Genomic DNA, 24341 nt, shown 5'->3' on the forward strand with positions numbered 1-24341 from the left:
TTATTGTGCTTGTATAAGTTCTTCGTTATAAAGGCGCAAGTCATTTGTCAGATCTTCTACCTGGCGCATCAGCTCCATAAATTCTTCTTGAAATTGAGAATTATCTAAGATATCTTGTTTTTGAGGGTTATATTTGGCTTTGTCAATTAACATGGAAATTCTTGCCATTGCGGTGTTTACCAAGTCAATTTCAGTAGTAAAGTATTCTTTAAAACCTAGAGGAGTATCTAAAGAGTTCATGAGACAAATGCGCTGAGCTCTTTGTCTTTGCCAGCTTTTATTAGAATTAAACAGAAGTCCATAATGATTAATATCATTCATCATCGTATCTGCTTTGCCTAAGATAGTGGTTAGGCGCCAATATACATCGTCTTGTTTGATTAATTTTCCAAGCGTTCCTATTCCACATTCAAGATCGTAACTTAAGTGATCAAAAGACTCTGCTGTATTTCTCATATGAGCAATAGCTGCTCCTGCATTATCAAAAGAGTTACGGGCATTTAACTGGTCAATGGCATCAGAGATTTGATTTGCTACACAAGAGAAATTATTCAAAGCCGTTTTTGTCTCATCTATGATTTCTTGATCTTGAAACTCTTGCAAGGTAGATTTAGCTTGAGCCATAGCATCTGCAAAGGAATCAGCTGCATTGATGAAAGATTGCTGATTAGTAAAAAACCATCTGCTAAAAGCATCCGCTTTTTTTTGTAAATCCGCAAAAGCATCTTTTAATTCTATGAAAGCACTCTCAATTGGATCTATTGAATCTGCATAAATTGGTTGTCCAGAAATCAATTTAGGGGCTGTACCTTTAGGAGGGGCTTTAGGGATAATAGCAATAGATCTTTCTCCTAAAAGCCCTGCTGTTTGAACCATAACTTCATCTGTATCATATACTTTGACCTTAGAATCGATTTTCAGTACAAGCTGATAGTAGTATAAGCGCTGTAGAAGATCAGATAGAGGTTTTTGCCTAGCATTTTGAATTTCTTCAATAGAGGTTACCTCTCCAACAGGCTTACCTGCAAAAAGCACCCGAGTGCCTACGTTAATGCGATCAATGTTAGAAAAGCGTACGTATAGAGTTTGTTTACCATCTCCTACGCTAGGTTTTAAGAAGGCAACCATCCAAATAAGAAGAGCGCATGCAACAATGACAAAAACACCAATTAACACACTTTTTGTTTGCTCACCCATGGTTTACTCTCTCCCTTAGCCTTCTTGGATCTTGTGAAATGCTGTTATATAAAGATTTAATTAGAGGATCGTCAATTTCTAGAAATTGATCTCGAGGTGCTATATGTGCGATTTTACCATCTCGAATCAACGCTAGACGATCTCCGACGTATAACGCTGAAAACATATCGTGTGTAACAACAATACTTGTAGCCTTGAGCTCCTGTTGTGTTTTTACAATGAGTTTATTAATTTCCATAGCAATAATAGGATCTAATCCAGTAGTTGGTTCATCGTATAAAATAATTTCCGGTCTATAGACAATTAAGCGAGCTAATGCTGCTCGTTTACGCATACCTCCAGATAATTCAGATGGCATTTTTTTCTGCGTGCTCTTTAACCCTACAAGATCTAAAGCTTGATTTACTTTAGCTACAATTTCTTCAGAGGTATATTTCTTTTTAGTTAAAGGGTTTAAGTGCTGATTTAAGTAAAAACCTACATTTTTTTCCACATTCATAGAGTCAAATAAAGCAGCTCCTTGAAACAACATACCCATATTGGCAACGGCCTTGGATAGCTCTTCCTCCTTTAGATCGGTAATACACACCCCATTAACATTCACTGTGCCTGTGTCTGGTTTTATTAAACCAATGAGGTGTTTGAGTAAAACACTTTTTCCGATCCCTGAAGGTCCTAAAATAACAAGAGTTTCTCCTTGGTTTACATCTAGGTTTAAATCAGAGAAAACCACAAGGTCCTTAAAGCTTTTAGATAAATTGTGGACAGAAATCATAGCGAGGTCTCAAATAGTTCTAAGTGAATTAAATTTAAAATGATAGTCAGAAGAAAATTAACCAGTAAAATAGCACAATAGGTAATAACCACACTATTTGTTGTATTTTCTCCTACTCCTGCTGCACCACCAGATGTGCGCATTCCCTTAAAACAAGAGATTGTCATAATCAGGGTGCCAAAAACAAAAGCTTTGGTGATTCCAACTACTAAATCAAAATAAGTCACATGAATCGGAATAGGGTCTAAATAAGCCATAGGAGGCATATGAAAATAGTAAACAGAAAGTAAATAGCCCCCAAAGATCCCCATGAAAATGCTAAAAATGGTTAAAAGAGGCATCATAGAGATTCCTGCTATCCAACGAGGAGCTATTAGATAACGGTTGGGATTAACAGCCATGGTTTTTAGAGCATCCACTTGTTCTGTGACACACATGGTTCCTAATTCTGCACACATAGCAGCTCCTACTCTTCCTGTAACCATAAAAGAGGTAAGAACAGGACCTAGCTCTGTTAACATGGCTTTTGATACCATCAAGCCTGTAACAGAGGCTAGTCCTTTATCTGATAATTGATAAAAAGATTGTGCAGCTAATACAAGCCCTGTAGAAAATCCGGTAATTGCCACAACTGGCAAAGAAGCTACTCCAATATCGTATAGCTGTTTTAAGATCAGCGAAAGATTTGGAGGCTTTTTTAGAGTTGCTTTAATCACCACTAAAATCAAAAGGACATATTCGCCAACAAAGGAAAACATCGTTAATTTAGGCAAAAGATTTTGCCATCTAGCATTCATAAAAAGTCTATTCTTGAGGTTCAAAAGGTCGATTTTTGCAAGTTTACCCATGAACTGGACTATAAGTAAAAGCAGATTTGGGGTCAAATAAAGATCAGATTAAAAGCTGCAACCAAGAATAGATTGCAGCTTAAGAAGATAGATAAGAACTAACCAGCTGCTGCTTTAGCTTGTTGCTGACGTCTTTTCATGTCTTTTACATCATTTAATAGAGATTGGGTAGATGAGTTATACAGCTCTTGATGTAGCTGTTGTAAACGCATTTCCTTTTTTTTATATTGATGGTCTAACTCATTAATAGATACTCTTGAAAAAGAAGAGTAACAGTCTGATCCTTTTTGTGCTGCTATATTAAGACCGTTATAAAAATTTTTATATGTATTTAATTTTTTCTGAGTTTTTTTAAGACTTTCTATGGTGCCTTTTAAATTAGCTGATTGCTCAGGGTTAAGATTACCTAGACTTATACTAGATAAATTACTCAAATCAGACTTAATAGACTCTAGTTTCCACTCAATAGTAGATCCGATTACAGCTAATGCAACTAGACCTACGGCGCAGGCAATCATAACTACAGCCTCTGTTCGATACGCAGAACTTCTTTGCTCTGTTATTTCATCCGCCTCCGCTGTGCAAGCTTCAATTTTTTGTTGGTTATCTATTTTTGATCGAGATACACCTTTGTATAGGTTGTATTCTAAAGAATTAATTAATCCTGATGGGTTAAAAGCAACTGTCATAAAACCTCTCTTTGATATTTTTAGTAGTGACTAAAAGTTAATAACTTGCTTTTCTAAAACCATTGCAAGTAAATGAATCTGTTCTTCTATTTCGCTAAAGACATTATTTCCGCTATTTTGGGTCAAGCGTGATTGCTCGTATTTTCCTTTCATAAGTTCGTGATCTAGACGAGTTACTTCTGCTTTTATGTTCAGTAAATAGGCGTTATTTACAAGTTGTTGAGCTGTAAAGTTTGCTTGAAGGCCTGTTAAGACAGTAGGAATCATAGTAAGTGGAGCAGGAAGAGTAAAGAAAGAAGTTATCATTATGCCACTACTCATAACCATATTAACGGTTTTCCATTTATTAGCATTTATTTCCCTTTCTCTTGAGTGGTTTGTTTTTTCAAGAAGTTTGGAAAAAACCACTTTTATTCTTTCAGAAACTTTTTCTGTTTGCTGTATATCAAATTTAAGCAGTGTTTCTTGCAATGCATCTAAGTTTTTTGCATGTTTAACTAATAAGGTTTGATAAGATCTACAAGGAGAAAAAGAAGGAGGTAATTGGGGTTTAGAAGATTTTTCTGTCTCTATTTGCATAGAAGGGGCCAAACTGCTTTTCTCAAAATGAGTTTGGGGTATTTTAGAAGAAGCATTTACTTCTACTTTTGAAGAAGGGATTAAACTGCTTTTTTCAAAAAGCGCTTGAAAACTAGGAAGGGAAACTTCGGACATTTAATTACCATGGGTTGACTTAAGTATCTGAATTCTATTATGTAACAAAGACTCTTTATTGCATAAGCTTTCTGCTTTATCAAGCTTTTGTAGAGCTTCTTTTTTTTCTTGAATAGAAAGATAACACTCTGCTGCATGAAAGTAACCAAGGGGATCTTGTGGTTGTAATTTACAGACTATACTCCATGCTTCAATTGCAGCTAGGTATTCTTCTAAAAGCTGCTTACAACTTGCAAGACCATACCAAGAGCAACCAATTAAAGGATCTGATAAAACCAGGTAGGAAAACAGATAAGAGGCTTTTCTATATTCTCCTGATGCATAAAGAGCAGATCCTGTTCTATACAGTTCTTCTTTTTCATCTATAGTTAGCTTTTTAAGCTCTTGGAGGTTCTTTTTATAGGATTGCAGTAAATTAGCTACCTTAGCAAGACTCATGTATATTTTATCCTCGTTGATTTCTAATCATACATGCTTTAAAGCGATCTTCTTTTTCAAGGGCTTTAGTAGCCATTCTAGAAAAATCGGTCATATTATCTGCTTTATGACTCACTTCTGAGGTTTTTTGCGAGATTTTGTTAGGGATAAGTTCTTTTTCATTATTTAAGATATCGACAATATGAGGAAAATTTTTGGCATCAAAAAGATATAAGGCTGAAGGAATAGCATCTGGATTATCTTCTTTAAGAGTATTTGCAATGTCTTTGCATTGTTGTTCGCTATATCCCGCATTTGGGTGCATTTGAGCAATTAAACTGGGATTATAGATAAATAATTGATTAAAATAGTCGCGTATTTTTTCATCTTCTAAAAAATCTATTTGTTTTTGAGAAGATGGATTACTAAACAAAGAGATCAGTTTCATAGAGCTTTTAAGAACTTTTTCTAAAGATTCCGCTTCTTTGATCTTTTCTTTAGTCTTTTCTGTAATAAAGTTTTCTACCCTTGAGAAGCAATCGATATAAGCCAAACCAATATTTGAATAATCCATAATTTCTCCCTTTTGTGAAGATTCAGCTAATATAATATCAAACCAAAGCTAATTTAAGCAATCTTAATAAAAATTAATTGGAGGTTATCAAACAATCCTAAGAGTTACCGCGGTTAGCAAATGTTTAGAGTATTTTAAATAGGATCTAGCGTACAATTTAAGCGCTGTCATTTGTTGCCCAACGTTCAATGTCTTCTTTTTAGAAACTATCTTGTATACTTTCATCTATACTATAAGCAATGAGTAATTATAAAAAATCTTTATTGACTTAATCTTTATTTAACAATTAATATATTTTTTCTTTAAAGAAAAATCACAAGATAAGATTTTGTAAATGTTGCTTGATGTTAGCAACATTTATCACAAAAATAGAGTCAAAGGGAGATAAATTATGACTATTCCCAATCTTAATCCCTCTGGTTTAGATCTAGTTGCTGCAAATCAACTAGTAGTTGAATCTATATGTAGCTGGAGGTCAAAATGTAATCCTCAATTAGAGTTAAAAGTCACCAGCGATGGATAAAGTATTCGATATTCTGTATATAATCATCATCGCGGTATTAGACGCTATTGGCCAAGCAACCCTTCTTTTCCAATAGCCTTTATCTCTGTGAACGGAAGAAGGAGAGCTAGCCATACTTGAAGTGGGACCTGTTAGCGAAAAGACTGTTAAAGTATGGTCTGGGCCTCGTGATATTCGTTTGATCAAATTTATCGATAAACAAAGAGAAGAAATATTATTTAGAGTCTTTGATTGGGAAAATAAGAAAAACCTCGAAGTTCCTTCTAGACTTGCTCCATGTGCAAGTTTCCATTTACTTAGAGCTAGTAAATCTCGTGTTAGTACTGATACTGATATTGCTATTCAGAAAATACAGGGGTACACGCCCGAATTGGAGAATGTGAAAAATGAAGAAGTAATCACTATGTATAGAGAACATCCACTGAATTATTTTATGCCTGATTATGTTTTATCTAGAACAGAAGCCTCAGAGGTTGAAAGATGGGTATATGAACAATTTTATCGTATAGAGGGTGAAACTAAGCAGCCTTTTGAATATACAAATTTCGTGAGAACTAAAAAAATTGCTTTTTCTTTTGATAAAGAAGAATTACAAGCTGATTTGGTACTATCCATGAAGTGATGGTAACTTCTAGATCATTAAGCATAGCCTCTAATAACTTTTAGTCCATTTGAGTGAAAACTTGCCTTCTTGTTCTTCTTGGGTTTCTGCTTGGAATACGAATCCATAGGGAAGTTCTATTTCCACGATGACATGGCTACTTGTGGTGCTTTGAGAGAGGGTAATCAGGACACCTTTTGTTAGGTATTTTCCGATTTGTAGAGCAACTTCTTCTGTTGAACCAGAAGAGCTAGAGACCAGATTTAAACGATCCACTCCAATGGTTTTACGAATCGTATCGAGTATGTCAGGGCCTGCGCTACTAGATATTGCCATCAAGGCACTAGCGAGTTTACTGGCTTCTGATTGGGAAATATCGCTGATGTCTTTATCAAATAAAACTCGAGATAAGATAGAGCTAGTTGGGAGTTGAGGATTGGATTGGAAGGTGAGCTGAGGGGATTGTAGTGGACCTCTTAGTTGTGCAGTGATCACAACGTCAGGAAGAGTAAGTTGTCCACTTAAGTTTAAATAACTGCTGAATTTAGCTGTGTCATTAAATATGATTTGTCCTTCTGTGAGTTTAAATACTTTTCCTGAGAAAAGGTACTCTCCTTTAACCAGTGACAAAGAGCCATCAGCAATAAAATGTGCATTATCTCCTTTGAGCTTTACTTTTCCTTTCCATTCAGAATTGACCCCTTTACCACGAACAAAGATTTTGTCATCAGCTGTTAGATCAAAATCGAGTTTTATCGGGAAAAGAGGTTTAACATCAAAAGTATAAGAAGTAACAGAGGGGGGAATGTGTATAAATTTAATCGGTAAAGGTGGCAGATCTGTAGATAGTTTATCGGGGATTTCAATACTGGCTTCATCTACATAAAGAGCGCCTTTAGCAAGCCCTCCTAGACGGTTTCCGCTTAAAGTGACAGATCCGGTAAATATCGAATCAAAAACAGGAAATTTTAAGAGGTGGGTATGTCTTAGATTGCTTTCAAACAGGAAGGGGAAATGTTGATGGACGTTTAAGAGGATATTTCCTGTTGCAGTGACAGTGCCTTCTTCTTGATCGTGGGCAGTAAACGAGGTGAGATGGAGCTTGTCATTCTCTGCCACGATTTTTGCTTGAATATCTCTTAAAGAAGTTCCTGTATAGTAATTTTCATAACTGCCTGATTGCCATTCTAAATCTCCTTGCAGACGAGGAGAAAGAAGGGTTTGAGAAAAAAAAAGTCGAGTGGAAATCAAGCCTGTAGCATAATGAGAGCCTAGTTGCACAAAATCAAAGAGGTTTTCTAATTTTCCTTCTGCAATGATCTCTGCTGAAAAAGGAGTGTTTTCATCGATTTGTGCTCTAAAAGGAAAGAAGCCGTACTCAATAGGGATAAAGCCTGAAAAATCGATCATTTCTGCTTGCTTAGTGCGTACTTCTACAAAAAATTGTACTCTCTTTTGATTTAAACGTGCTTGCAAAGATCCTTTAGCTAGGATCGGTGTGTCTTCATCTTCTTGCAATAAACGTGCTGTTTCAATGACTATATTACAAGCTCCTTCTGCGTTTTCCAAAGTAGCGTCAACAGAGCTTTGCATGGAAAGATTTCCTTTTAGAGAAAGATTACGATTAATAGGTCGAACAAATTCTAATGGGAAATGGGCTATATCGCATTTACCTAGCAAATGAGTTGCACTGATTTCACCTGTTGCATAGAAATCTCCTTCACCAACCGATAGAGAAAAAGGAGAAAGAGTATAAAGAGAAGGTTGTATTTCTAATTCAAAAGGATAGCGCAATACAAAAGGAATATTGAGCAACTGTCCTCTTACAGAAGTACATTCAAAGGCAAGGAAATTAGGGTCAAATCGATAAGATCCCTGTATTTCGCAAAAAAACTCTCCTTCTATATCACCTCTTGCTTCTAAGCTAAAAGGCCAAACATGATCTTCAGAGTGGGTTTTGATTTCCAAAATATCCATGGTGCCAAGTGAAGTACGTCCTTGATGTGCGATTAGGTGTATATTGCCTTGCATGCTTGCAAAAGGATCATACAGCTGGGCACTATATAAAAGCTCATTTGCATAGTGGTTTTGAAAGCGGAAACGATCTACAGAACCTGAAATAGTAGCTACTTGCACTTGGTCTATTTGAGATAACTTGCACTCTAATGCACAGCTTCCATCTAAATCATAGGAAGTAAAAGAAAGGAGTTGAGAGAGTTGGTTTACATTTGCAAAAACAGATCCTTCCAGAATGTTTCTTGTTAGATCCCAGCTACAAAAGCCTTCCATTTTCGCAGAAGCGCCTGTAAAAATGGCTCTATCGATAAAAAGTTCTTGAGAAGGAATATATTCTAAAGATGCTTCTGCTTTGAAAGGCAGCTCTTCTATTTGTAAAAAAAGATCCGTATCTGCAAAAAAAATTCCTTGTTGCATTTTTCCTTGAATAGATCCCTTTACATTAGTTAATTCCACTTTATTAAACGAGCCTTCAGGTACTCTGTATTTAGCTTGAAAAACACCAGAATCAAAAGTGGCATGTACTTGCAAAGATCCTTCCATTGGATATTTACAATAAGAGCTGAATAACGACAAATCCTGAGAATTTAGATCAAATTTAAACCAAGAGGTGTTTAGAGCAGGCTGCATAATTGCTTCTCCACGGATATCCATAGAGGGATTGTAGATATGTAGGTTATGAATAGAGAGAGTATCGAATTTAGGGATAGAGAAAGAACAAGCGCATTTCCAATCCCACTGAAATGGCTCAAAGCATTTTTCTACTGGTGGAGTTTGTGGCAAAAGGTGAGCCTTTAAAAATCCTTGAACAGGCAAAGTACTTGGCAGGGTATCATATAAAAGAGAAGTCCAACTCGACCAGAGTCCTTTTAAGGAAATTTCACTGAAAAACTCTTGTTCAAAGACTGGGTTTTGGGTTTTTATGTATGCATTAATTTGATTACGCCTCTTGTTACCCGCAAAAGTCAAATGAAGGATTTCTTTATTGTTTGATTTTGAAAGTACAGATGCATCGAAAAAAAACCTTCGTGTATTTTTGAGCATTCCTTTTGCTTGAATCGCTAGATGTAGAGGATGTAAAGAAGGGCAAAAAAAGTCAGAAACATAGGCGTGTTTAATGCGAATGGGTATAGGAAACAAAAGCTTATTTAAAGCTTTACGTATATGTATTCTAGCCTCATCGATAGATAAACTAGTAGTAGGGGAAGGAACGCCTTCTATAAAAGTACACCCCACCTGCTCTATATGTAAATAATCAATTACAAGCTGTCCTCTTATAAGAGGAGTAATAGCAAAGCGCAACTTGATTGCTTGAATATTCCAAGATTCGTAAGGGTTGGTAAATAGAGTTGCTTGGTCAATTTGCCAGCTAAAAGGCAGTGTTCCACTTAAGCCTTTTAATCTAATCTGTAGACCCATTTCATCTAACATATGGGTGATTTTTTTTTGAATGATTTCCTGAACCCACTTTGTTTGGATCAATGCAAAAAACAAGCAAACTAAAAAGATCAATAGAAAAAATGACCTGATTATCCAACGCAGCGAGGCAAGAAGTAATTTAAACATAATTTCTCTAAAATGTTTGACCAATACTTACTAAGATTTTATATACAGAATCTATGTGTTTTCGGCGATCTAAAGGAAAAGCCACATCTAAGCGAAAGGGGCCTACAAAAGTAAAATAGCGAAATCCAAGTCCAATAGATTTAAACCATTTTCCGTGCAGGCTCAAATGCTCAAATGTTTGTACATTACCTAAATCCAAGAAAGGTACTAAGCCAATGGATTTAGTGATTTGAAAACGAAGTTCCAAGTTCAAATAAATAGCAGATCTACCACCGATGGGTTTTCTGCCTTTAAGAGGACTAACAGTACGGTAGCGGTATCCTCTTAAATCTTCATCTGTTCCACCTAAAAGCCTTTTAGGTACAGGAACCTCCGATAAATTATGGCTTAAGATCGAGCCAACTTTTATTTTTTGTGCAAAGACTACTCTATTTTTTTTATCTAAGGGCCAATAGGTGCTTTCACTAATTTGTTGGTACAAATATTTTTCATTTGTATCTTTCATATTAAATGTAGGAACTGCAACGTATTCTAAAGTGATTCCCTTTGTGGGATTTAATAAGGAATTAGTTGTGGTATATCTTAAATACAAAGGGACTTCCAATAGCCAAAATTTTCCGTTTTCTACGCTCTCTGATACATAAAGTAGCTCTGGACGAACTCCATAGGAAAAGCTTACATGTTCATTAAATTTTCTTTCAATTCTTGCTTGTCCATTATACGATCTAGAGGAGTAGGCATATAATGAATCACGCTGTGCTTCTGCCTGTGAGGTAAAATCTTGACCTACTTTATAAAAATCAGGATGCCAGTATTTGACTATCCCCGTTTGAATCATATGGGTGAGATCGCCTTGCAGGCTTAAGCGTCTTCCCATGCGAGCAATATTGCGATTTTCCCATCCAAAAGTAACACCAGGACCAAATACCGTTTGGTAGCTTAATCCCATATTGATTGTGCGATGTTTTGCTTCACTTGCATCGATTTGCATGGGAAGTAAGCCATCTGCATCAATTTTTCCTTTGTATCTGACTAATACTGAACTAAACAATTCAGAGTCAACCAACTTGCTTTGCGTTTTTTCCACTAAACGACTATCATAGATATCACCTTCTTTCCATGTCACTTTATTACGAAAAAATCGGGATTTTACACCAGGTGTCCCTGTGATGGTAAGAGGCCCAAATAAAGCCAGTTGTCCGGTTTTAATGTATAAATCAACAGTCACTTCTTTTGTGCGACCATCAGCAACAATTTCTCTACTGCTGATTTCAGCTAGGGGGAACCCATGTTCTGCTAGCAATCTAAGTGTTTTTAGTTCAGCATTTAAAACATCACGTGTATGTATGGGTTTATTCAGTTCAACTCCTAGATGATTTAACCGTATAAAAGCACAAGTGTCTTCTATATCTGTGTCTAAATGAATATCAAAGGTTTTTAATCGATATCTAGCGCCAGGATAGATAAGTATAGAAACTAGATTGCGATCCAGAGAAGAATGAATTTGAATATCTACTTTTGCTTCATAATATCCATAGGAATGCATAACATTAAGGATAGAGGGAACATCTTCTTCTGCACGGTAGCGCAGAGCATGAATGGAATTAGGAGGGCGTCTTTTTTGCGAGCTAAGTTGAGAAGCAGATTTTACCGCTTTTAACAGACGAATGTCTTGTATTCCTTCAAATTCCACGTTATAACTAATCGCTGCAGAGATAGCTATGGGTAAAAGGCAAAAAAAAGTACTTAATTTTTTAAGGAACATATTTTAAATTAACTAATTTATGATTTTTCAGGTTAGAGATCGATCTATTTCCGTTGCAACTTTTTAAACAAAGAATCCCAAAAAATTTGGTAAAAAGGACTTTTATGACACTCATGCGGCCTCATACGAAAAAAATCTATACAGAGCTTTGTCTTGTCACCCCAGGCGGTGTAAACTCTCCAGTTCGTTCTTTTCAAGCAGTAGATCTAATCCCTTTAATTGTCCAGAAGGGAAGTGCTGATCAAATCTGGGATGTCGATGGTCATAACTGGGTTGACTTTTGCATGAGCTGGGGAGCTCTTATTTTAGGCCATGCACCAGCTAATATTGTCTTAGCTGCAACCAAGCAAATTGCTTGTGGGTCGAGTTTTGGTATAACAAACATATATGAAAACCAATTAGCTGCAGAGATTACAAGCTGCATGCCATCTATCCAAAAAATACGTTTTGTCTCTTCTGGAACAGAGGCTGTTATGAGTGCAATTCGTTTAGCTAGAGGCTATACAGGTCGAAATAAAATCATTAAATTTAACGGCCATTATCATGGCCACAGCGATGCACTGCTTGTTCAAGCTGGATCAGGTGTTCTACATATACCCTTCTCCTCTTCTTTAGGGATTCCTGATAAGGTCATTTCTCACACCATTTCTCTTCCTTTTAACGATACAGAGACTTGTCGTTGTTTTCTGCAAAAAACTGCAGATATTGCGGCTGTGATTATTGAACCCATGGCAGCTAACATGGGACTTATTCCTGCTAAGAAAGAGTTTCTTCTTATGTTAAGAGAAGAGACTCAAAAAAAACAGATCGTGCTGATTTTTGATGAAGTAGTCACCGGGTTTCGTCTAGGACTTAATGGAGCTCAAGGATATTATGGAATTGATCCGGATCTTACCTGCTTAGGGAAAATTATAGGAGGAGGATTTCCTGCTGCTGCCTTCGGAGGAAAAAAAGAGATCATGGATTGCTTAAGCCCACTTGGGCCTGTGTATCAAGCAGGAACCCTTTCAGGTAACCCTGTTGCTATGTGCGCTGGCTTAGAAACGCTACTTACTTTAAAACAACCTCAAATCTATTCTCATCTTGAAACATTGACAAACGATTTTTTAAGCCCTATTAAAGGTCTAATTACTAAAAAAAACCTGCCTATTACCTTGCACCATTTGGGTTCGATGTTTAGTTTTTTCTTTGGGATAACCCAAGTAGAAAACCAAGAAGGTCTAAAAAATTTAAATACAGATAGGTTTAAAGATTTTTTTCAGTATTTATTTCACCGTGGGATTTATTTATCTCCTTCTGCCTATGAAGTGAATTTCCTATCGCTCGGTCATACTCAAAAAAACCTAGAAAAAACACAGAAGGTAATTTTAGAATATTTAAAAAATCTTGATTTTTGAAATAAAGAGTTAAAAATAGCTTATAAAATGTTATTCTAAGCACTACTGCTTAGCAGTATTAATGGAATTCTTAAAAATAAGGGGTGACTTTATGTCCCATTGTATTGCAAATCAGTTGCCTAGAATAGTTGATGCACCTGTTGCAGAAAGTAGAGTAGAATGCAACTCTGGAGAGTATACTATTTTCTTGAATAAAAAGCTAAAAGAAATAGCTCCTAATAGTTATGAATTTCTTTTTCATTTTGGAAAAAAAAGTGTTGCTATAGCTCAGCAAGGTGTTAGTGAAGAAAAGAGAAATCTAATGCAAAAAAACGTTGTAAAGCAAATAGTCTTTGATTTCGCTGCTTTTGCAGCGAGTTTAAGCTATTGCTCTATGAATTATTTTCCTGCAGGCTTGATTTCTCTTCCTGTTTGGTTCTTAGCCTATAAACTTAAAAATTGTGCCAATGATCGGATACAAACAAAAGAAATAGATATAAGCTTAGTAGAAGATTTCACAATAAAATCAGAAGTGTTAAAAGGAGGAATTCTTTTCTACAAAGCTTGCCAAAAAGTAAACCAAGAAAAAAATCGATTTTTTTTCACAAGTTCTGGAGAGAGTCGATTCTCTGCTCTTGAATCAACCCCCGTTTTAAAAGTGCGCATTGTTCAGCTTGAAGAAAAATTAAAAGATCGAAAAGGAAGTCTGCAATATACAGAAAGAGATCAAGAAATAATTAAGAAGCTTGAAAGGCTTCTTTCTTCTAATGCGTAACCTTTCTATATAAAAAATATTTTTTAAAAAAGGAGTTCTTTTATTCTGTTTAGTATAAAATCTTATCTTATGTTATAAATTTACTACTAAGTAATTATCCGGAACTTAATTATGTTGATTGGTTTATTTGCAATATTAGGACTGATTTTTATTTTCTTCGAATTTTTCTTAATCGGTGCTGTATTTGCTATATTGGGCTCTTTGTTTATTGTGCTAAGTCTAGTTTTGTTTTTTCTAAGCAATCCGATTACTTTGTCTCTTATTTATTTAGCGGTGATCTTTTTTGCTGTAATAGGAATATGCAAATATGCTCTTTGGTGCATTAAAAACTCTAAGAGAAGAGGAGAGTTTTATTTGCAGGACGATCAAGAAGGATATAGCGCTTCTTTTTTTGATCAAAACTTAGTAGATAAAGAAGGGGTGACTATCACTGAGTTAAAAACCGCAGGTCATGTACTGATTGAACAAAAACGCTATCAAGCTGTATCAGAGGGTGGATTTATCACAAAAGATGTCTCTGTTGTAGTTGTGGGCGGAAGAGGTGCATATTTAATTGTAAAGGAGATAACTAATGGATAGTTTTGATTTAGGTGGATTTCTACTTGTTTTCTGCCTGGGAATAAGTGTTATTGGATTAATTGTTTTTTTAATGATCTTTCGCTATGTAGGGCTGTGGTTTCAAGCTTTTGTGTCAGGAGCTCCTATTTCTTTATTTAACATTGTTGGAATGAGCTTACGTAAAATTCCCTTACGCATCATGGTAAGTGCTCGTATTACTTCTTATAAAGCTGGGTTAAAATCAATTACGGTTTCTGATCTAGAAACTCATTATTTAGCTGGTGGTAATGTATTTAATATTGTTAGAGCCATGATTGCGGCGGATAAAGCAAATATTCCTTTGACTTGGAGACAAGCAACAGCTATTGATTTAGCGGGAAGAGATTTATTAGAAGCGGTAAAGACCTCGGTTAATCCCAAAGTAATCGATTGCCCAGAGCGTGAGCATGGAGAATATATCACAGCTGTTGCTAGAGATGGAATCCAATTAAAATGTAGAGCAAGAGTTACTGTGCGTACCAATATCCTGCAACTAGTTGGTGGAGCTACAGAGGAAACGATTATTGCAAGAGTAGGAGAGGGGATTGTAAGCGCAATTGGTGAAGCACCCATGCATGCAGATGTCTTAGGTTCACCTCAGCGAATATCCCGTCTTGTACTAGACCGAGGATTGGATGCACAGACCGCTTTTGAGATTTTGTCAATCGATATTGCAGACATTAGCGTTGGAGAGAATATCGGTGCTATTTTACGTACAGATACAGCAAAAGCAGATACAAAGATTGCGCAAGCAGAAGCAGAAAGACGTCGCACTATGGCAGTTGCTATGGAAGGCGAAATGAGAGTTAAACTAGTAGAAGCAGAAGCTCAGATTCCTCTGGCTATCGCTCAAGCATTTCGCGAAGGGCGTTTAGGGGTTATGGATTATTATCGGTTGAATAATCTACAAGCAGATACACTTATGCGCAAATCTTTAGCTAAAGAGGAGATTTGATGGGTCAAGATGCCATTTTGATACTTTTACTTATTGTAGTAGCCTATATTATTAATGGGATGCGCAAATCCCATAAGCACAAAATTAAACCCATGCAACCCCCTAAAATTCCTGTTAGTAGTGCATATATAAAGACAACTCCAATTAAACCACAAGAAGCAGTTGCTGTTGGAGAAAAGGAAGATTCTTTATTGCCTAAGAATTCTAACAGTCGGAGCAAAAGGATATTGAACCGACCTTGTTTAAGACAGTCGATTCTCATAAGTGAGATTTTAGGTAAAAAATACTAATTTTTTTCTAAATTACTCAGATTTTCGCTGGTTAAGGTCCTCACTTCTACTTGTGATTCAGAGATAAGCAAGCGCTTGTTGTTTATCTCTACTATGTAAAGCATGGTTTTTGGACTCAATGTTTTTCTTTCTATAATGGTAAATGTAGAAGAGCTTCCTCCTATTTTTTTAAAATGCCCTGTTTTAAAACGACGCAATAGCCATAGAGTTACAAAAAGCAATACAAGAGCTGCAGCAATTGTAATCCACATACGTGTAAATGAAGCGCTATCTGGGAAAGGCATTAACTCTTTAGAAATTGAGTGGGGGAGATCGCTTACATTGGAATCTTGAAAAGGTGCATTTTCCATTTGAGCAAAAAGAAAAGCACTAGACACACTAAACATAAGGAACAGATATTTGATTATATGAAGCATATTACTCCTTTCATGTTGAAGGTTTAGTCTAGAGATTTTCTTAATTTCCAGGTATGATTTTGTTTTTATTTACAGAGGTTCTTTTATGATAGAACATCGTGGTTGGTTAGCGCTAGATATTGATGGAACTCTAACCGATCAAACGCACATTGTGCCAAAAGAAGTAGTTTGTTATTTAAAAGAGTTACATGCTAAAGGATGGGAAATATTTATTATCACAGGGCGAACATTATCTTTTGCCTCTTTAGCATTAAACCTCTTTGATTTCCCTTTTTACCTTGCTGTTCAAAACGGAGCAGATGTTTTTTATACCCTTAACCAAGAATTAATCATTCGTCATTATTTAAGTTCTAATATTATCCTTACTTTAGAAGCTTTATATTCTAAATGTGCGGAAGATTTTCTTATTTATGCAGGCTGGGAAAAAGGAGATTTTTGTTATTACCGGCCTCATCTATTTTCTCAGAGAATCCAAGCCCATGTAAATATGATGAAACAGCTTTCTTTAGAGCCTTGGCAAGCTGTTAAGAGCTTTTCTTTTGCTGATCATTTACGTTTTCCTTTAATTAAATGTTTAGGAACTAAAAAAGAAATGACTCTTGTATATGATAGTCTAAAAAATGATAAACACTTATCTATTACTTTGATCCGAGATCCTCTTGCTGAAGGTGTGTATTTAAATTTAATTACACATCCAGAAGCGACAAAAGGAAGCGCTTTAAAGAATGTAATTAAGAAAACAGGTAAAGTAGGAAAAGTGATTGCAGCAGGAGATGATTTAAATGATATAAGCATGCTAGAAAGAGCCGACATCAAAATTGTCATGCACTCAGCGCCTTTAGAGATGCATGATTTAGCAGACATTATTGCCAAACCCTCTTATCAATGTGGAATTATTGAAGCTCTGCAAAAAGCGCTTAGTGAACTGCACCCGTAGGATGCAGTGCTTGACTATCAATAGCTATTCCCATAGCATGCATTCCATTGTCCACATAAAGAGTGACACCTGTAATGCCAGAGGCTAAAGAAGACAGAAGAAAAGCAGAGCTATTGCCTACTTCTTCTGCAGATAGGTCTTTAACTAAAGGAGCATTTGCTTGAGAATAAGCAATCATATCATTAATAAACCCAATAGCTCGAGCAGCTCTGCTGGCTAAGGGCCCTGCAGAAATTGCATTAACGCGGATTCCCCATTTTCTTCCTGCTTCCCATGCTAGTGTGCGAGTATCGCTCTCAAGTGCTGCTTTTGCAGAACTCATCCCACCACCATAGCCTGGCACGACACGTTCAGATGCCAAATAGGTTAAAGTCAAAGCTGCGCTATTTGCACTCATAATGGGGCCAAAATACGCAAGCAAACTGATAAAAGAGTAGCTAGAAGCGCTCAAAGCTGCTAAATACCCTTTTCTAGATGTTTCTAAAAGAGGTTTTTTCACTTCAGGTGCATTAGCTAAGGCATGCACTAGAATATCAATGGTTCCAAAATCGTCTGCTACGTTAGAAGCTACTTCAGAAATGGTATATCCAGAAACATCTTGATAACGTTTATTTAAGCGGATTTCTTCAGGTACATCTTCTGGTTTATCAAAAGACGCATCTAAAGGGTATACTTTTAGATATTGCATAAGGCTCCCATCGGAGAGCATACGGGAAGCATCAAATTTTCCTGCATTCCAAGCAGAGGTGAAAATCTTTAAAAGAGGAGTCCAAGTACCGATGATAATCTCAGCACCTGCTTCGGCAAGCGTTTTAGCGATTGCCCAACCAAAACCTTGGTCATCTCCAATTCCTGCAATAAACGCCTTCTTGCCTTTTAGGTTGATCGGAAGCATAAGGAAGTTCCTTTTACGGTTAATTTTTTAACTAAAAAGAAAAGTGTAACAAACTAAGAAAAATTACTCAATCTTTTAAAGAGGAAAAATTGCTCAAAATACTATAAGAAGGGGATTTTATCTCTTAAAAACACTTGTAAATATATTTTTCAATTAAAATAATTCAGGGGTTTAACTGTTTTATATTGAAGCTTTAATTTGAAACAGTGCATTAATTTTAATGGGTTTAAATATTAAATTATTGTTATACTGGTTTAAGTTTTTTGTTAAAATCAACAAGAATTTTTATGAACGTAACTCTTCCTATATGCATTTCTGCTTCTTGGGGTATACCAAATCCACAAGGCCTTAATCGGGTATTTTGAGGCTCTAGCAAATAAGATTAGGAATTTTGTGCTGAACGTTTTGGGATAAACATGCCCATTTTAATCAAAGGTAAAAGAAAAATACCCTTCGGAAAAAATATATCATGGGAAATACGCGTGAAAAAAGATAGTACGGTTAATGCCTTTTGCTGCCCTAGGGGAAAAGTGGCTATTACCACAGGCATTCTTGCAATGATGAAAGGAAAGAAGTAGATGATATCCAACGAAAAGACCTGATTGCTGCTGTGTTAGGCCATAAAATCGTGCATGCTGTAGCAGAACATAGCGCCAAACATATGCAAATCTCTATTTTTTCAGATTTTAATGATAAAATGTTGCGGCTTATAGGCTCTTTATTTTGTTTGTCCATAAACCAAATATAGGGTTTAGTTTAAAATTCTAAAGGCTTATGACCCTTCTTTTAAGGTTTTTTCGTCTTTTTAGAACGCATCATAAGTCTTTTCCATCCTTCAGCTGTCAAAATTTTCTCAGTGGTTTTTTTATCATTTTCCTTAGCCATGGGTTTTTTCTTAGGACTGGAAGCAGGCGGTTTTTTTTTGACCAAGGGTTTTTTGCGTCTAAATAAGTTGCGGATCATAAAATCAACTCCTTATTTTTATGTAGGATCCCCCTTAGATCTAGGTTATCCTGATTTTTAGGATTTGTCAAATAAAAAATTTATACCCTTGATTTTTAGAATAATATGAGTTAAAAAAGAGCATTTTAATAAGGAGATCTATGGAAAAAGTTAAAATCCTTTTAGAAAAAGACTTAAGAACTCATGTGATTTCTAAAGATCCAAAGACATTGTTAGTTACAGATGCTCCTAAAGTTATTTTAGGATTGGGTGAGTTTTTTTCTCCAACAGATTTACTGACCATTAGTATAGCATCCTGTATACTAACTATGATGGGATATAAAGCTAAAGAGTTGAAGGTTGACTTAGAAGGGAGTTATTTGCAACTAACAAAAGAGATGCAAATAACTCCTATTCGTAGGCTTAAACTCATTGATATGGAATTTTTTTGCCCAAGGGCTTTTTCTGCAATAATTACAAAGAAGCTCGCCCAAGCAGCAGAGAAATGTCCTGTAATTCATAGCTTGCATCCGGAAATACAGAAAAAAGTGATCTATCATTGGGGGATAACAAGTGAAGTTCAATCGGGCAACTGCATTTGAAAAACACTTATTGGAAGTTAAAAAAGAGTATTTAGCACCTGTATATTTATTGGCTATTCCTGATGCTTATGAGAGAAAACGCGTGGCAGAACAAGTAGCTGCGCGTATAGATTTTTTTTATCCTAATAGTACATTTACCACAAAAGAAGCTACACCTATAGGGCATTTAATAGATGAACTTAATACTATTTCTCTTTTCGAGAAAAATCGTATTGTTTTTTACGATTCTATTCAGTCGATAAAGAAAGAAGAGTTAAGCAGTTTAACTCGTTATTTTGCAAATCCTGCAAGCTTTACTTATCTATTACTAGGAATCTCTCAGACAAAGATGGCACAGGAAATATATATGGAAGGAAAAAAGCACATTATTTCCTGTGACTTTACAGAAGAAAAACCTTGGGACCGTAAAGAAAGACTAAAAAATTACCTAAGACGGCTTATTGCAGCTCGAAAAAAGAAATGTTCTTTGCTCTTAATAGAGCAGTTATTGGAAAAAAGAGGAATGGATCTTGCTATTTTGGAACAGGATCTTGAAAAGATCATTACTTTTATTGGAGAGCGTTTACATATCGAAGAGCTGGATTTAGCAACTATTTGCAACGATCAAAAATTAGCAAATCTATGGCAGCTCTCAGATGGGATCCTATTTTCTAAGCAAAAAATCTTGTTTGATTCTGAGATAGATATCTCATGTCTGCTCTCTTTAATTGGACAGATGCGTCTTCAATTACAACGTAGTTTAGAAATACGCATTTTATTAGAAAAAAAAATGTCTCATGCAGAAATTTGCTTGAAATTTCATACGATAAAAAAAAGTTCATTAGAAAAGCTATTTTCCTTTACGTTAGAAAGAGAGGAAAAATGGCTTATACAAGCCTTACATCATCTCTTTCAGATAGAGATGTTAGCAAAAAATAGTGCTGCTACTCCTGCTGTTTTATTGCATATGTTAAACTGTCAATTATCTCATTTTTAAAATCATGTCTACTTTATATCTTTTGCCTAATTTACTGGATCACTCCCAAGATCATCATGCTTTTTTCCCGAGCATAGTTAATACCATCGTACCAACTCTTGGCGGGCTTATTGCGGAAACAGAAAAAGAAGCAAGACGTTATTTAAAACGGTTTTTATTTCCAGATCCTAAAACTTTTCGCGATATTCCTATCCTACTTTTAAACGAACACACTACAGCTCTGCAAAAAGAGGAGCTTATTAAGACAATTGCAAAAAGTCATGCTCCCTGGGGGCTTGTTTCAGATTGTGGGCTTGCTTGTCTTGCAGATCCTGGTGCAGATATAGTCCTACTAGCAAAGAAGAAAGGAATACAAATACAGGCGTGTGTTGGTCCTTCAAGCATAATTTTAGCTTTAATGTTATCAGGACTTGAGGGACAGAGATTTATTTTTCATGGCTACTTGCCAAGAGAAGAAAAATTGCTTATAGAGAAGTTAAAGCAAATGGATAAAAACCCTCAAAAAGACTATACCCATCTGTTTATTGAAACCCCTTATCGCAATCAAAAACTTTTTAAGCAACTTTGCATGACACTTTCTCCTCAAAGCTGGTTGTCAATTGCTTGTGGGCTTACTTCTGATCAAGAATGGGTAAAAACAGATAAAATTACTCAATGGAAAAAAGAACGACCTTTATTTGATAAGCTTCCAGCTATCTTTGTTGTAAGAAATGGTTAATTAGAGAAAAGAGTTTTTATTTTCTTTTTGCACTTTACAAGCTTTAGAAGACATAGGTAATAACATTCGATCTCCCCACCAGACAGGTATGCTAAACGGTAGTCGTGGATTTATGATATACACATAGTCTTGGTGGTATAAAGGGATAACCGGCATCTCATTTAAAAGAAGCCTTTCCGCTTCTTCTAAAGTTAGAAGTCGCTGATCTTCCTGTTCATAATAGGATCGATCCAATAATTGAATAAATTCAGGATGCTCCCAATTTGAGAAATTCATAGCGTGTTCTTTATATTTGTACTTTTCAAGAATACTCATTGGATCAGGATAAACCGCTTGTCTACATAAAAAAGACAGAGAATAATCTTTATTAAATAGCCTATCAAGCATGATTTTAAAATCCAAACATTCAAGCTTAATCAAAATACCTAAAGCTTTTAACCATTGTTGTTGAATTACTTGCACTAATGTACTTCTTTCAGCTGGATAGTTGCTATAGTAGAGGACTACAGAGTCAAATGCTTCTTTAGTAATCCCTAATTCGTTTAACCCTTCTTCTAGTAAAATGCGGGCTTGGGTTTCATCATTATCTTGAAAAAATGAAGAACAGCGATTTTCTTTCAAACAGGGTAATACAAGGTTTGTTGCTGAACAAGCTGCCTGATAAGCTATGTTAATGGATTCTGTTGTAATATTTTTTTTTACATTTCTCCCATATAAACCGATCAGTTCTTGGCGGTTTATAGCAATGCTAAATGCTTTTCGGATTTTAGGATGGTTAAAAGGAGGTTTGTCAGTATTAATACTAATGAGAACAGTGCAATTATTTGGCTCGCAAGAAATTGTCCACTTTTTTTCTAAAGTAGGAATAGATTCTATGGGTATATCTGTCAAAGCATCTCCAATGATATCTACTAAACCTTTTTCAAACATTTCTAAAGTTACTGCGTCATTTTCTATTATGTTAAAAATAATTTTTTCTGAATATAGGTCTTTTGTTTCTCGGTAGTTAGGATTGCGTACAGCAATGATCTTATTTCCAGGTACCCATTCTTCTAGTACATAGGGACCGTTACATAAGAAAACAGGCCCTGCCTTGTAAGGCCAATTAGGGTTTTTTCGATCATTTTTAATACTTACGGGAGAAAAACCACAAAAAGAAAGAAGTTTTAAAAAATAAGGAATTGGTCTTTCTAAACTGATCACTAGAGTTTTTGTATCTATTGCTTTGATTCCTACTTCATCAAGAGAAACAAGTCCTTTTTTTGCGGCATCTGCATTTTTTATAGGAGAAAACATTTGTGATCTTAGAGAGGGAAAATGAGGGTCAAGAATATCTTTCCAAGATTGTTCAAAATCATAAGCAGTGACAGGAGTGCCATTGGACCAAACAGTATCTTTCAAGATAAAGGTATAAGTAAGACGATCGTCTGATATCTTATAAGACTTTGCTTGAGCAAGTTTAAACGACTGATCTGGATACATTTTTACAAGTCCTTCGAAAAATAGAGAGTGCATTTGCATCGAACATGTATCTCCTCCTTTGCGCGGGTCCATTGACTTAGGATCTGCTTTCATATTTAACCGAAGAGTCCCTATTGTTTTGATAGGTTTAGTTCTACAGAAAAAGAAAAATGTAGCTGTAATGATAAGTATAAAAAGTGCAAAATATTTCATGCAAAAATCATCTCTTTAGGTCATATAAAATATACAATGTTATTTCAGTATGAATTTTAAATTTTATTAACAAATCTTTTCAAGAAGTAACTCTTCCTCAGATAAAAAAAATAATCATTAAATTATTTTTTAATTATTTAAAATGGATGATTTTTGCATGTAATAATAATTTTTATGTAATTATTAACATTGCATAAAGAAAATGTTTTAATAGTGCGTTTTATTATTATTATGTATAATAAAGTCAGATGTCTAATTTCTTGTTAATGTTTGAATTGTCTATAAAATATAAAAATTTAAAAAACATTTAATCTTCCTTAGAAGGAAGGGGTAATACAAAATGGACAAGACAGATCATCAACTCAGAGCTCGATTGGCAAGATTAGAAAGTCAGGTTGATCAGCTTGAAACAGAGTATACTCAAATTAATGAGATGCTTATACGTTGCGGATTTTTAGAAGGAATAAGCACTTTAAAATTTGCTATGGAAGAGCTTTTAGTAGAATATCCAGACGAGAGTTCTTTAAATTAAGCCTTTTTATTTATTTCATTTTAAGGGAAGAGTTCTCTTCCCTTAATTTCTTTACAAGCCCTTGGTGTCTATGCTATATTTTCTTATCTTACAAGGAAAGAAAAAATGGCTAAATTACTTTTCGAAAATACAAACGAGGAAAAAATTCTTGAAGATGGCTCATCTATTCAAGAAGCATGCGAGGACGCAGGGGTTCCTTTTGCTTGCACTGAAGGTGTGTGCGGAACTTGTGTGATTGAGGTAACTGAAGGTATGGAGAATTTATCGGAATTTACTCAAGAAGAACAAGATTTCTTAGGAGAATTAGGTTGCGAGCGCTTAGCTTGTCAGTGTAAGATAATAAGTGGCTCTATAAAGATTAAACATTAAAAAAAGTGTATGTATGTCTCAAGAAAAAAAGATTGTAAAAGAAATGACAATTGAAGAAATTCTATCTTCTTTTCCTCATAAAAGTCAAAAGCTGGCTCAAGAAATGACTAATATTGGTTTACATTGCGTTGGATGTGGTGCTGCTACATGGGAAACTCTTGAAGGTGGAATGCTAGGTCATGGTTTCGTAGAAGAGCAAATTGAACAGTTAGTCGAAAGATTAAATAGCATTTTAGCAGAAAAAATCGATCCCACAACAATTACGCTTACCAAGCGTGCTGCTGAGAAATTTTGCCAGATTTTGCAAGAAGAAGGCAAGGATAATTGGGGATTACGTTTTGCGGATCGTGCAGCGGGATGTAATGGATTTGAGTATGTTTTAGATTATTCTCAAACAGCGGAAGAAGATGATCAAATATTTGAATCTCACGGTGTGCAAATTCACGTAAAAAAAACCATTGTAGATCGTTTAATCGGCTCTGAAATCGATTATACAGAAGGTTTAAACGGAGCTGGGTTTAAAATCAGCAATCCCAATGCAAAAACATCGTGTGGTTGTGGCAAGTCACAAAGTTATTAATGTATATTAAGATGAGCGCTTG

28 protein-coding genes are annotated in these 24341 nt (G+C 35.5%); 15 read left to right on the forward strand and 13 right to left on the reverse strand.

From position 1 onward, the window contains the following. The 7 genes from RHAB15C_RS02855 to RHAB15C_RS02885 all read right to left on the reverse strand — a co-directional run bounded on the left by RHAB15C_RS02855 (position 1) and on the right by RHAB15C_RS02885 (position 5214). Entirely contained in the window at positions 1 to 1197 is a 1197-nt protein-coding gene (locus RHAB15C_RS02855) for an MlaD family protein (protein ID WP_194845744.1), read from the reverse strand. After that, on the reverse strand, positions 1190 to 1972 hold the full coding sequence (locus RHAB15C_RS02860; protein ID WP_194845743.1) for an ABC transporter ATP-binding protein: 783 nt from the start codon (positions 1970 to 1972) through the stop codon (positions 1190 to 1192). The genes RHAB15C_RS02855 and RHAB15C_RS02860 overlap by 8 nt, the downstream gene beginning before the upstream one ends. Further along, on the reverse strand, positions 1969 to 2769 hold the full coding sequence (locus RHAB15C_RS02865) for an MlaE family ABC transporter permease (RefSeq protein ID WP_246587611.1): 801 nt from the start codon (positions 2767 to 2769) through the stop codon (positions 1969 to 1971). The genes RHAB15C_RS02860 and RHAB15C_RS02865 overlap by 4 nt, the downstream gene beginning before the upstream one ends. Before the next feature lie 149 nt (positions 2770 to 2918). Beyond that, positions 2919 to 3509: a hypothetical protein gene (locus RHAB15C_RS02870; RefSeq protein ID WP_194845742.1), complete on the reverse strand. Its 591-nt coding sequence runs from the start codon at positions 3507 to 3509 to the stop codon at positions 2919 to 2921. A gap of 30 nt (positions 3510 to 3539) precedes the next feature. Beyond that, on the reverse strand, positions 3540 to 4223 hold the full coding sequence (locus RHAB15C_RS02875) for a hypothetical protein (RefSeq protein ID WP_194845741.1): 684 nt from the start codon (positions 4221 to 4223) through the stop codon (positions 3540 to 3542). After that, positions 4224 to 4661: a hypothetical protein gene (locus tag RHAB15C_RS02880; protein WP_194845740.1), complete on the reverse strand. Its 438-nt coding sequence runs from the start codon at positions 4659 to 4661 to the stop codon at positions 4224 to 4226. Between the two features lie 7 nt (positions 4662 to 4668). Further along, positions 4669 to 5214 (reverse strand): hypothetical protein, encoded by a 546-nt coding sequence (locus RHAB15C_RS02885; protein WP_194845739.1) that lies wholly within the window; start codon positions 5212 to 5214, stop codon positions 4669 to 4671. Between the two features lie 391 nt (positions 5215 to 5605). Here RHAB15C_RS02885 and RHAB15C_RS07330 point away from each other — a divergent pair, with 391 nt between their 5' ends. Together RHAB15C_RS07330 and RHAB15C_RS02890 are read left to right on the forward strand one after the other, a co-directional pair. Continuing rightward, complete coding sequence (locus RHAB15C_RS07330) at positions 5606 to 5737, forward strand: hypothetical protein (RefSeq protein WP_281422371.1); 132 nt, start codon at positions 5606 to 5608, stop codon at positions 5735 to 5737. A 121-nt stretch (positions 5738 to 5858) separates the two neighbouring features. Then, a complete protein-coding gene (locus RHAB15C_RS02890; protein ID WP_194845738.1) occupies positions 5859 to 6359 on the forward strand; it encodes a hypothetical protein in 501 nt (166 codons plus the stop codon). A 30-nt stretch (positions 6360 to 6389) separates the two neighbouring features. On the opposite strand, the gene RHAB15C_RS02895 is transcribed toward RHAB15C_RS02890, so the two are convergent. Together RHAB15C_RS02895 and RHAB15C_RS02900 are read right to left on the reverse strand one after the other, a co-directional pair. Beyond that, positions 6390 to 9920, reverse strand: coding sequence for a translocation/assembly module TamB domain-containing protein (locus RHAB15C_RS02895; RefSeq protein ID WP_194845737.1), 3531 nt, complete (start codon positions 9918 to 9920; stop codon positions 6390 to 6392). Between the two features lie 7 nt (positions 9921 to 9927). Continuing rightward, complete coding sequence (locus tag RHAB15C_RS02900; RefSeq protein ID WP_194845736.1) at positions 9928 to 11685, reverse strand: autotransporter assembly complex protein TamA; 1758 nt, start codon at positions 11683 to 11685, stop codon at positions 9928 to 9930. Positions 11686 to 11789: 104 nt separating this feature from the next. On the opposite strand from RHAB15C_RS02900, the gene hemL reads away from it, so the two are divergent. From hemL to RHAB15C_RS02925, 5 genes are all read left to right on the forward strand, one after another. After that, a complete protein-coding gene (gene hemL / locus RHAB15C_RS02905) occupies positions 11790 to 13082 on the forward strand; it encodes a glutamate-1-semialdehyde 2,1-aminomutase (RefSeq protein ID WP_198424185.1) in 1293 nt (430 codons plus the stop codon). A 91-nt stretch (positions 13083 to 13173) separates the two neighbouring features. After that, complete coding sequence (locus RHAB15C_RS02910) at positions 13174 to 13836, forward strand: hypothetical protein (RefSeq protein WP_194845735.1); 663 nt, start codon at positions 13174 to 13176, stop codon at positions 13834 to 13836. A gap of 111 nt (positions 13837 to 13947) precedes the next feature. Beyond that, complete coding sequence (locus tag RHAB15C_RS02915) at positions 13948 to 14415, forward strand: NfeD family protein (RefSeq protein WP_194845734.1); 468 nt, start codon at positions 13948 to 13950, stop codon at positions 14413 to 14415. Next, entirely contained in the window at positions 14408 to 15388 is a 981-nt protein-coding gene (gene floA, locus RHAB15C_RS02920) for a flotillin-like protein FloA (RefSeq protein ID WP_194845733.1), read from the forward strand. The genes RHAB15C_RS02915 and floA overlap by 8 nt, the downstream gene beginning before the upstream one ends. Continuing rightward, positions 15388 to 15678 carry a hypothetical protein gene (locus tag RHAB15C_RS02925; RefSeq protein ID WP_194845732.1) on the forward strand — a complete coding sequence of 97 codons (291 nt, stop codon included), beginning with the start codon at positions 15388 to 15390 and terminating at the stop codon, positions 15676 to 15678. The genes floA and RHAB15C_RS02925 overlap by 1 nt, the downstream gene beginning before the upstream one ends. Here the strand turns inward: RHAB15C_RS02925 and RHAB15C_RS02930 are convergent. Beyond that, the gene (locus tag RHAB15C_RS02930) at positions 15675 to 16094 is read right to left on the reverse strand and encodes a flagellar biosynthetic protein FliO (protein WP_194845731.1); all 420 of its coding nucleotides are present in this window, start codon (positions 16092 to 16094) and stop codon (positions 15675 to 15677) included. The two genes, RHAB15C_RS02925 and RHAB15C_RS02930, sit on opposite strands and share 4 nt — an antisense overlap. An 85-nt stretch (positions 16095 to 16179) precedes the next feature. On the opposite strand from RHAB15C_RS02930, the gene RHAB15C_RS02935 reads away from it, so the two are divergent. After that, the gene (locus tag RHAB15C_RS02935; RefSeq protein ID WP_194845730.1) at positions 16180 to 17031 is read left to right on the forward strand and encodes an HAD family hydrolase; all 852 of its coding nucleotides are present in this window, start codon (positions 16180 to 16182) and stop codon (positions 17029 to 17031) included. Here RHAB15C_RS02935 and RHAB15C_RS02940 read toward each other — a convergent pair. Then, positions 17012 to 17926, reverse strand: coding sequence for an enoyl-[acyl-carrier-protein] reductase (locus RHAB15C_RS02940; RefSeq protein ID WP_194845729.1), 915 nt, complete (start codon positions 17924 to 17926; stop codon positions 17012 to 17014). The two genes, RHAB15C_RS02935 and RHAB15C_RS02940, sit on opposite strands and share 20 nt — an antisense overlap. Positions 17927 to 18342: 416 nt before the next feature. Between RHAB15C_RS02940 and RHAB15C_RS07430 the strand changes: the two genes are divergently transcribed. After that, positions 18343 to 18504 carry a M48 family metalloprotease gene (locus RHAB15C_RS07430; RefSeq protein ID WP_350339544.1) on the forward strand — a complete coding sequence of 54 codons (162 nt, stop codon included), beginning with the start codon at positions 18343 to 18345 and terminating at the stop codon, positions 18502 to 18504. A 208-nt stretch (positions 18505 to 18712) separates the two neighbouring features. On the opposite strand, the gene RHAB15C_RS02945 is transcribed toward RHAB15C_RS07430, so the two are convergent. Next, positions 18713 to 18889, reverse strand: coding sequence for a hypothetical protein (locus tag RHAB15C_RS02945; protein WP_194845728.1), 177 nt, complete (start codon positions 18887 to 18889; stop codon positions 18713 to 18715). 140 nt (positions 18890 to 19029) lie between these two features. On the opposite strand from RHAB15C_RS02945, the gene RHAB15C_RS02950 reads away from it, so the two are divergent. From RHAB15C_RS02950 to RHAB15C_RS02960, 3 genes are read left to right on the forward strand one after another with little or no spacing between them, the layout of a single operon-like run. Then, positions 19030 to 19470: an OsmC family protein gene (locus RHAB15C_RS02950; protein WP_194845727.1), complete on the forward strand. Its 441-nt coding sequence runs from the start codon at positions 19030 to 19032 to the stop codon at positions 19468 to 19470. After that, positions 19442 to 20446 (forward strand): DNA polymerase III subunit delta, encoded by a 1005-nt coding sequence (holA, locus tag RHAB15C_RS02955; RefSeq protein WP_194845726.1) that lies wholly within the window; start codon positions 19442 to 19444, stop codon positions 20444 to 20446. Before RHAB15C_RS02950 ends, holA begins: the two co-directional genes overlap by 29 nt. A gap of 4 nt (positions 20447 to 20450) precedes the next feature. Beyond that, positions 20451 to 21164: an SAM-dependent methyltransferase gene (locus RHAB15C_RS02960; protein WP_194845725.1), complete on the forward strand. Its 714-nt coding sequence runs from the start codon at positions 20451 to 20453 to the stop codon at positions 21162 to 21164. Here RHAB15C_RS02960 and RHAB15C_RS02965 read toward each other — a convergent pair whose 3' ends face one another. Then, a complete protein-coding gene (locus RHAB15C_RS02965; RefSeq protein ID WP_194845724.1) occupies positions 21165 to 22838 on the reverse strand; it encodes a peptide ABC transporter substrate-binding protein in 1674 nt (557 codons plus the stop codon). Between the two features lie 340 nt (positions 22839 to 23178). Here RHAB15C_RS02965 and RHAB15C_RS02970 point away from each other — a divergent pair, with 340 nt between their 5' ends. From RHAB15C_RS02970 to RHAB15C_RS02980, 3 genes are all read left to right on the forward strand, one after another. Further along, positions 23179 to 23370, forward strand: coding sequence for a hypothetical protein (locus RHAB15C_RS02970; protein WP_138106279.1), 192 nt, complete (start codon positions 23179 to 23181; stop codon positions 23368 to 23370). Between the two features lie 105 nt (positions 23371 to 23475). After that, entirely contained in the window at positions 23476 to 23739 is a 264-nt protein-coding gene (locus RHAB15C_RS02975) for a 2Fe-2S iron-sulfur cluster-binding protein (RefSeq protein ID WP_194845723.1), read from the forward strand. A gap of 13 nt (positions 23740 to 23752) precedes the next feature. Beyond that, positions 23753 to 24319, forward strand: a complete 567-nt coding sequence (locus RHAB15C_RS02980) for an iron-sulfur cluster assembly accessory protein (protein ID WP_194845722.1) — start codon at positions 23753 to 23755, stop codon at positions 24317 to 24319. The last annotated feature ends 22 nt before the right edge of the window (positions 24320 to 24341 follow it).

This window comes from Candidatus Rhabdochlamydia porcellionis, from assembly GCF_015356815.2.
In the GTDB taxonomy this organism is placed as follows: Bacteria; Chlamydiota; Chlamydiia; order Chlamydiales; family Rhabdochlamydiaceae; genus Rhabdochlamydia; species Rhabdochlamydia porcellionis.

Bases quoted from the DNA above. Each gene is read 5' to 3' on its own strand.
- RHAB15C_RS07330 (WP_281422371.1), top strand. From the start codon at position 5,606: ATGACTATTCCCAATCTTAATCCCTCTGGTTTAGATCTAGTTGCTGCA.
- hemL (WP_198424185.1), top strand. From the start codon at position 11,790: ATGACACTCATGCGGCCTCATACGAAAAAAATCTATACAGAGCTTTGT.
- RHAB15C_RS02880 (WP_194845740.1), bottom strand. From the start codon at position 4,661: ATGAGTCTTGCTAAGGTAGCTAATTTACTGCAATCCTATAAAAAGAAC.
- RHAB15C_RS07430 (WP_350339544.1), top strand. From the start codon at position 18,343: ATGCCCATTTTAATCAAAGGTAAAAGAAAAATACCCTTCGGAAAAAAT.
- RHAB15C_RS02875 (WP_194845741.1), bottom strand. From the start codon at position 4,223: ATGTCCGAAGTTTCCCTTCCTAGTTTTCAAGCGCTTTTTGAAAAAAGC.
- RHAB15C_RS02865 (WP_246587611.1), bottom strand. From the start codon at position 2,769: ATGAATGCTAGATGGCAAAATCTTTTGCCTAAATTAACGATGTTTTCC.
- RHAB15C_RS02885 (WP_194845739.1), bottom strand. From the start codon at position 5,214: ATGGATTATTCAAATATTGGTTTGGCTTATATCGATTGCTTCTCAAGG.
- RHAB15C_RS02950 (WP_194845727.1), top strand. From the start codon at position 19,030: ATGGAAAAAGTTAAAATCCTTTTAGAAAAAGACTTAAGAACTCATGTG.
- RHAB15C_RS02930 (WP_194845731.1), bottom strand. From the start codon at position 16,094: ATGCTTCATATAATCAAATATCTGTTCCTTATGTTTAGTGTGTCTAGT.
- RHAB15C_RS02980 (WP_194845722.1), top strand. From the start codon at position 23,753: ATGTCTCAAGAAAAAAAGATTGTAAAAGAAATGACAATTGAAGAAATT.
- RHAB15C_RS02970 (WP_138106279.1), top strand. From the start codon at position 23,179: ATGGACAAGACAGATCATCAACTCAGAGCTCGATTGGCAAGATTAGAA.
- RHAB15C_RS02960 (WP_194845725.1), top strand. From the start codon at position 20,451: ATGTCTACTTTATATCTTTTGCCTAATTTACTGGATCACTCCCAAGAT.
- RHAB15C_RS02935 (WP_194845730.1), top strand. From the start codon at position 16,180: ATGATAGAACATCGTGGTTGGTTAGCGCTAGATATTGATGGAACTCTA.
- RHAB15C_RS02910 (WP_194845735.1), top strand. From the start codon at position 13,174: ATGTCCCATTGTATTGCAAATCAGTTGCCTAGAATAGTTGATGCACCT.
- RHAB15C_RS02860 (WP_194845743.1), bottom strand. From the start codon at position 1,972: ATGATTTCTGTCCACAATTTATCTAAAAGCTTTAAGGACCTTGTGGTT.
- RHAB15C_RS02975 (WP_194845723.1), top strand. From the start codon at position 23,476: ATGGCTAAATTACTTTTCGAAAATACAAACGAGGAAAAAATTCTTGAA.
- floA (WP_194845733.1), top strand. From the start codon at position 14,408: ATGGATAGTTTTGATTTAGGTGGATTTCTACTTGTTTTCTGCCTGGGA.
- RHAB15C_RS02945 (WP_194845728.1), bottom strand. From the start codon at position 18,889: ATGATCCGCAACTTATTTAGACGCAAAAAACCCTTGGTCAAAAAAAAA.
- RHAB15C_RS02940 (WP_194845729.1), bottom strand. From the start codon at position 17,926: ATGCTTCCGATCAACCTAAAAGGCAAGAAGGCGTTTATTGCAGGAATT.
- RHAB15C_RS02925 (WP_194845732.1), top strand. From the start codon at position 15,388: ATGGGTCAAGATGCCATTTTGATACTTTTACTTATTGTAGTAGCCTAT.
- RHAB15C_RS02895 (WP_194845737.1), bottom strand. From the start codon at position 9,920: ATGTTTAAATTACTTCTTGCCTCGCTGCGTTGGATAATCAGGTCATTT.
- RHAB15C_RS02965 (WP_194845724.1), bottom strand. From the start codon at position 22,838: ATGAAATATTTTGCACTTTTTATACTTATCATTACAGCTACATTTTTC.
- RHAB15C_RS02855 (WP_194845744.1), bottom strand. From the start codon at position 1,197: ATGGGTGAGCAAACAAAAAGTGTGTTAATTGGTGTTTTTGTCATTGTT.
- RHAB15C_RS02900 (WP_194845736.1), bottom strand. From the start codon at position 11,685: ATGTTCCTTAAAAAATTAAGTACTTTTTTTTGCCTTTTACCCATAGCT.
- RHAB15C_RS02915 (WP_194845734.1), top strand. From the start codon at position 13,948: ATGTTGATTGGTTTATTTGCAATATTAGGACTGATTTTTATTTTCTTC.
- RHAB15C_RS02870 (WP_194845742.1), bottom strand. From the start codon at position 3,509: ATGACAGTTGCTTTTAACCCATCAGGATTAATTAATTCTTTAGAATAC.